At 76.4% G+C, this 6,085-nt stretch carries 3 protein-coding genes; all 3 read right to left on the bottom strand.

Translation table 11 applies throughout. The features are described from left to right. A partial coding sequence (locus MB828_RS15250) for a right-handed parallel beta-helix repeat-containing protein (RefSeq protein WP_301648627.1) occupies positions 1–2,534 on the bottom strand: 2,534 nt, incomplete at its 3' end. After that, complete coding sequence (locus tag MB828_RS15245) at positions 2,531–5,041, bottom strand: hypothetical protein (protein ID WP_301648626.1); 2,511 nt, start codon at positions 5,039–5,041, stop codon at positions 2,531–2,533. The genes MB828_RS15250 and MB828_RS15245, both read right to left, overlap by 4 nt. A 35-nt stretch (positions 5,042–5,076) precedes the next feature. Beyond that, positions 5,077–6,085, bottom strand: a 1,009-nt coding sequence (locus tag MB828_RS15240) for a type VII secretion protein EccB (protein WP_301648625.1), incomplete at its 5' end; no start/stop codon positions are given.

Genomic DNA, 6,085 nt, shown 5'->3' with positions numbered 1-6,085 from the left:
GTGGGTGTGGGGGCGGGTGTGGGTGTGGTGTTGGGTGCTGGTGCTGGTGCTGGTGCTGAAGGTGGGGGCGGGGCGGCGGGGGGTGCTGGTGGTGGTGTGGGGCGGGGGGTTGAGGGGACGTCTGCGGCGGTCAGGAGGCTCAGTTCGTTGTCGTGGGCCGGGGCGTGGGTGGCCAGACGGGACGCCTGGGAGCCGATCATCGACTCGAAGACCTGGCGGGCCACCCGGCCGTTGCCGAAGGTCGGGCCCTTGGGGACGTCCTCGAAGTAGCGGGACAGCGTCTCCAGGGCGTCGTCGGAGAGTTCGTAGTAGTGCTTGGCGCACAGGCCGCGCACGATGGTGACCAGTTCCTCCGGCGCGTAGTTGGGGAACTCGATCGTCCGGGCGAACCGGGAGGCCATACCGGGGTTGGAGGCGAGGAACCGGTCCATGTGCTCCGAGTAGCCGGCCGCGATGACGACGATCTCGTCGCGGTGGTCCTCCATCAGCTTCATCAGCGTCTCTACGGCCTCCTGACCGAAGTCCGGCCCGGTGCCCCGCGACTGGTTGGTCAGCGTGTACGCCTCGTCGATGAAGAGCACCCCGCCCAGTGCCCGGTTGAAGACCTCCGTGGTCTTGATGGCGGTCCCGCCGATGATCTGGGCGACCAGGTCGGCACGGGCCACCTCGACGATGTGCCCCTGGCCTAGGATGCCGAGCTCGGCGAGGACCGCGCCGTAGAGCCGGGCCACGGTCGTCTTGCCGGTGCCGGGCGGTCCCGCGAAGACGAGGTGGCGGCTCATCGGCGGCATGGGCAGGCCCATCTCGGTGCGCCGCTTGGTCATCTTGTTGAGGTTGATCAGCCCGGTGACCTCCAGCTTGACGCTCTCCAGGCCCACCAGCGCGTCCAGTTCGGCCAGCGGGCCGGTGGCGGCGCGCGAGACGTCCGGGTCCGCGGGCGGCGGGCCGGGGGCCCCGGAACCGTCCGGGCCGGCGCCACGGGCGAGGTCCCGGCCGGCGTCACGGCCGAAGTCACGGTCGGCGCCGTGGCCGGAGTCACGGCCGGCGTCGGTGTCCGTCCGGTCGGTGGGTGCGTCGCCGGCGTTGTCCTGGAGCACGCAGTTGCCCAGGTCGGTACGGGCGTCGGCGTGGGCGTTGACGCCCCGGCCCCGCGCGCCGGTCATCCGGCACCCGACGGCGGTGAACGAACCGCCCGCGAGGACCCGCACCGCGTCACCCGGAGATCCGGTGAACTCGGTGTCGTGCGCGGTCAGTTCCGCGTCCTCCCCGACGACCGCGCCGCAGCCGCGCAGGACGGACCCGGCCACGAACACGCTCGCCGACCCTCCGAGGCCCAGCCCCGTCGGCCCCGCCGTCCCCGTCTGCCCCGCCGTCCCCGTCGTCCCCCTCGGTCCCGTCGGTCCCTTCGTCCCGGTGGGCCCGCCTGTCCCCTGACCGTCGCCGCTCACCGCGATCTCGGCGTCCCGCAGGGTCACCCGGGCACCGCCCTGCGCCCGGACCCCGGCGCCCCCGGTGCCGGTGACGGTGAGCCGTTCCAGTTCGGCCGTCCCGGAGTCGACGGCCTGCACGGCCGCCGTGGCGGCGTCCCGGACGACGAGTCCCGTCGCCCGGACGTCGGTCGCCGCACCGGTGACGTGGAGCCCGACCGGGGTACCGGTGATCTCGCAGTCCTCCAGGCGGGGCCGGGCACCCCCGGTGACCTGGACCCCGCTGCGGGCCGCGCCGGTGACCGTGCAGCCGAACAGGTGCGGCGCCGCCCCGTCGGCGATGTGCACGGACTGCCCGCCCGAACCGGAGAACGCGCAGTCGGTGAGCGTGGTCTCGCCCCGCCCGGTCAGGTACGCGTCCAGCGCGGTGCTGCCGGTCACGGTGACCCGGCGCAGGGCGGCGCGGGCCTCCTGCTCGACGGCGAGCGCGGGCTTGCCGCTGCCGGTGACCACGGTGTCCTCGACGGTCGCGGCGGCGTTGCCGTTGACGCAGACGCCGTTGCCCCGGGGACGGTCCAGCCGGCAGTCCCGGAGGTCGAGGCGGCCGTGCTCGGCGACCACCACCGCCGAGGAACCGGCCTCGGTGATCTCGGTGCCGGACAGCACGCTGCCACCGTGCGAGGTGACCACCACGCCCGCGCCGTGCGGGTTGGTCACCCGGCAGCCGCGGGCGGCCAGCGTGCCCTCGTCCCAGGCGAGCACGGCCGTCCACGCCGTGCCCTCGATCCGGCAGTCGTCCAGCGCCGACTGCCCGCGCCGCAGGTCGAGGACCGGGGCCTCCCGGTCCGCGCCCGACAGGACGAGCCCGGACAGCCGTACCGCCTCGGCCCGCACCACGACCGTGCTCCCGGCGGTCGCGTGCACCCGTACGGTCCCGGCACCGCCCTCCGCCGCCAGCGACACCGGCCGGACGATGTCCAGCGCCTCCTCGTAGCGGCCGGGGGCGACCGTGATCAGCGCCCCTTCCGCCGCCTCGGCCAGCGCGCCGGCGATCGTACGGTGGGCGCCCGGGCGGTCCGGGGAGACCAGCAGGACCTGTCTGCTCACGGCTGGGCTCCTTCTGTGCGGACCGCACGGGGGGTCACGATCAGTCCGGGGGGATCGGCGCTCTCGGTTGCGGCGTCGGTGCCGGCCCGCTCCAGCGCGTCCAGAATCTTCGCCAGGCCCTGTACGGCGATCTCGTCGAGCTTCGCCGTCACCTCGTCCGGGCCGCCGTCGCCGCTGCGGGCGGCTTCCGACGGGGACAGCTCACGCATCAGCAGGGCGGGGCCCTCGGCGCGCAGCACCTTGAAGACGGTGCCGGGCAGGAACACCACCCGGTCGGGGACGGCCGGGTCCAGCGAACTGGTCCGCCGCGCGGTCATCGACCAGATCAGGACGTCGGTGGCGCCGCTGCCGCGCGGGCCGGGGTGCAGCGACGTACGGGCGTGGCAGAAGGCCCACTCGGTGGCCCGTCCGCCCTCGCGGTACCAGGCGCGTTCCGCGTCGGTGAGCCGGGTACGGAGCAGGGCCGGGCCCCGGTAGGAGGGCAGCCGCCGCAGCCCGGCCGTCACGCAGCGCGCCAGCGGCACGTGCGGTCCCGGTACGGCCTCGCGCACGGCGGCGTCGGCCCGGCGGGAGTCACCGGACAGGTACAGGCGTACGGCGACCAGGTCGGTCAGCGCGTCCGCCGCCTCCGCCCTGGACCGGCCGCGCAGTCCGGGCGTCTCCGACATCACGCGTGAGACGGAGCCGGCCAGGGCGTTGTACTGCTCGCCGAAGGTACGGCGCATCCAGTCCCGCTCCTGCGCGACACCGCGCTCCGGCGGCAGCGCCCGCGCCGCGGCCCGCGGCACTGGCTGCACCCGCACGGCCTCCGCTCCCGCGGACGCCGGGGCGCCGACGTCGCCGGTGCCGCCGGTGCCGCGCTCGGGACCGGCCGAAGGGAGGGGAGCGTGGAGGCCGTCGTCGCCGGTGTCGTCGGCATCGGCGACGGCTGAGGCGTCCGGGATGCCGCCGATCTCGGCATCGGGCGCGGCCGACTCCAACCGGAACCGCGGCGCGGCGGGCGGCACGGGCCGAGCACCGGGGCTGAGACCGGAGCCTGGAGGGGGAGATGGGGAGGCGGTGGCGTCAGGGGTGGTGACGTTGGGAGAGGCAGCGGCCACCGGGGCGGACGTGGGTTCGGCCGCGGGCTCGGGTGCGCCTGCGGGGGTGGCTGGGAGCACCGGTCGGGGCGGCGGGGCGGTCCCGGGTGCTGGGAGCGGGGCGGGGGTGGGTTCGGCTGCGGGCTCGGGCGCGCTTGTGAGGGCGGTCCCGGGTGCCGGTGCAGGTGCCAGTGCAGGCTCGGCGTCCGCTTCCTTCGGGGCGGCGGGGGGTCTCGTGCGCGTCGCGCGGGATCTGCTGCGGACGGTGGGGGCCTCGTCGAGGTCCGCCGCGCCGAGGGTGGGCTCCCTGACCGGGTCCCTGCTCTCGGTGCCGGTGCCGGTGCCGGTGCCGGTGTCGGTGTCGGTGTCCGTGGCCGTGTCGGTCGCGTTGCGGACTGTCGGGGCCTCCGAGAGGTCTGTCGCATCCCCGGTGCCGTGTTCGGCGGGCCGCTGCGGAGGACGCGCCATGGGTGACGCCGACGCGTCGTCGCCGGACTCCGTGCGGATGGGCGGCAGGGATGGCAGGGACGGCCGGGGTGGTGCGGGGGAGTCGTCGGCGGCCGGTGCCGGTGCCGGGGCCGCCTGGGCGGTGGGGAGGTAGGTCGTACCGGCCGGGACGGTCCGGTCGCCGGGCTCGGTGCGGGGCAGCCCGTCGTACAGGACGGCGGGGTGGCCCAGGGCGTCGGCGAGCGCCTGCCCGGGCTCGGTGCGGTCGCCGGGCACGTCGAGGGCGCCGTACAGGACGAAGCGCACCGCGGGGCGGGCGCCGGGGAGCACGGTGTCCCAGAAGCGGGCCACGTCGCCGAGGGGCAGCGGCGGGGTGCCGGGGCTGCCGAGGACGACCAGGTAGAGGTGCGGGTCGATGGGTACGGCCTCGACCGCGTACCGGTGCCGCGTCGCACGGGCGTCGGTATCGGCGTCGGGGCCTGGGCCTGGGCCGGCGTGGTGCAGCCATACGCCCGCGGGTAGCGGCCGCGCCACGGTGCCGGTGCCGGCCGGCGTGGTGCGGACCGGCGCGGAGAACTCCCAGTGCGGTTTGGGGAAGCGCTGCGCCACCGGCTCGGGATCGTGGCCCGGCCGGAACCGCAGCCAGGCGGCGCCGTCGTCGCCGGGCACGAACAGGCCGCCGTCGACGGTCGGCACGAGGTCGCCGTCGGCGGCCAGCACCTCACGCCCGAGCCGGTCGGCGATGTGGCGGCACGCGGTACGGATGTCGCCCGGTGCGCCCCGGCCGAAGACCAGCCGCGGGCTGCCGTACCGCGCGGCCGACAGCAGCCGGGCCACCGCCTCCCATTCGGTGGCCGGCGAACTGCCGGGCAGGTCCACCACGGCGAGCGTGTGCAGCGGGTCCGGGGCGATCCCGCCGGCGAACGCGGCCGCCCGGTGGTCGAACCTGCCCTTGGGGTGGATGAGCAGGGTCTCGCCCACGAGTGTCGAGCGAAGGCGGAGCCGGGCCACCGGGCTCAGCCCTTCGCCGCGGCGGCGCGGCTGAGCGCCGGTCCGTCGGGAACGAGGGCGAGGACGCCCGCGGGCAGCGCGAGCCGGTGCTTGGCGTCGCCGAATCCGAGGGCCCGCGCGGCGTCGCTGTCGGCGATCCGGTACTTCAGGCCCTGCTCGGTGATCAGGTACTCGGCTCCGGCTCCGGTCCCGGTCCCGGTCCCGGTCCCGGTCCCGGTGCCGGCCGACGAGCTGTCGGGGACGGCCAGGACCCCGCCGCCGGCCGGCAGGACGATCCCCCCGGCGCCGGGCGGGCCCACGGTGATCCTGGCCCGGCCGTCCGCCGCCTGCGTCAGGCAGACGGTGCCGCCGGGCAGGGCGTGGACGCCGGTCAGGTCCGGTACCCGGCCGGTCGTGGCGTCGTCCGCCGAGACCGGCGCGGCCGCGATGTCCGACTGCCCGACCTGCCGCGGGGCCGGAGCGCCGGGACGGGCGGCGAGCAGGGCGTACTCGGTGGCGTTGACGCGGGCGAGGCCGTCGGAGCGCATCACGTAGTAGTGCACCGTGCCGCTGGTGCCGTCTGTGCTGGTGCTGGTGCGGAAGACCTGGCCGACCTTCGCGGGCAGCCCGGCGACCTGGCCCGCCGTCTTCCCGGCACCGGCCGGCACAGGCGCGGCGAGCGCGGCGCCCGTGGGCACGGCGGCCAGCCAGTCGGCGGTGGCGGGGAGCGCCGCCTGGTCGTCCAGACCGAGGGCGATCAGCGTCGAGTCGCCGGGGACGGGGTACTTGACGCCGCGCAGCAACAGGTACCGGGTCTTCGAGGGCCCGCTGAGCAGCACCTGCCGGTCGGCGGGCAGCCCAGCGAGCGCGGCGGCGGCCTCACCGAAGACAAGCGCCTGCCCGTTGCCCGCCTGCCCAGCGCCGGTCTGTCCCTTGCCCGCCTTCCCGACGCTCGCCTGCCCCGCGCTGTCCGTCCCGGTGCCGTCGCTCCCCTGGCCGTTCGCCCCCGTGCCCCCCGGGCCCTGTGCCGCCAGG

Source organism: Streptomyces arenae, assembly GCF_022343545.1.
GTDB lineage: Bacteria > Actinomycetota > Actinomycetes > Streptomycetales > Streptomycetaceae > Streptomyces > Streptomyces humi.
This window is presented reverse-complemented; position numbering and strand designations above follow the sequence as displayed.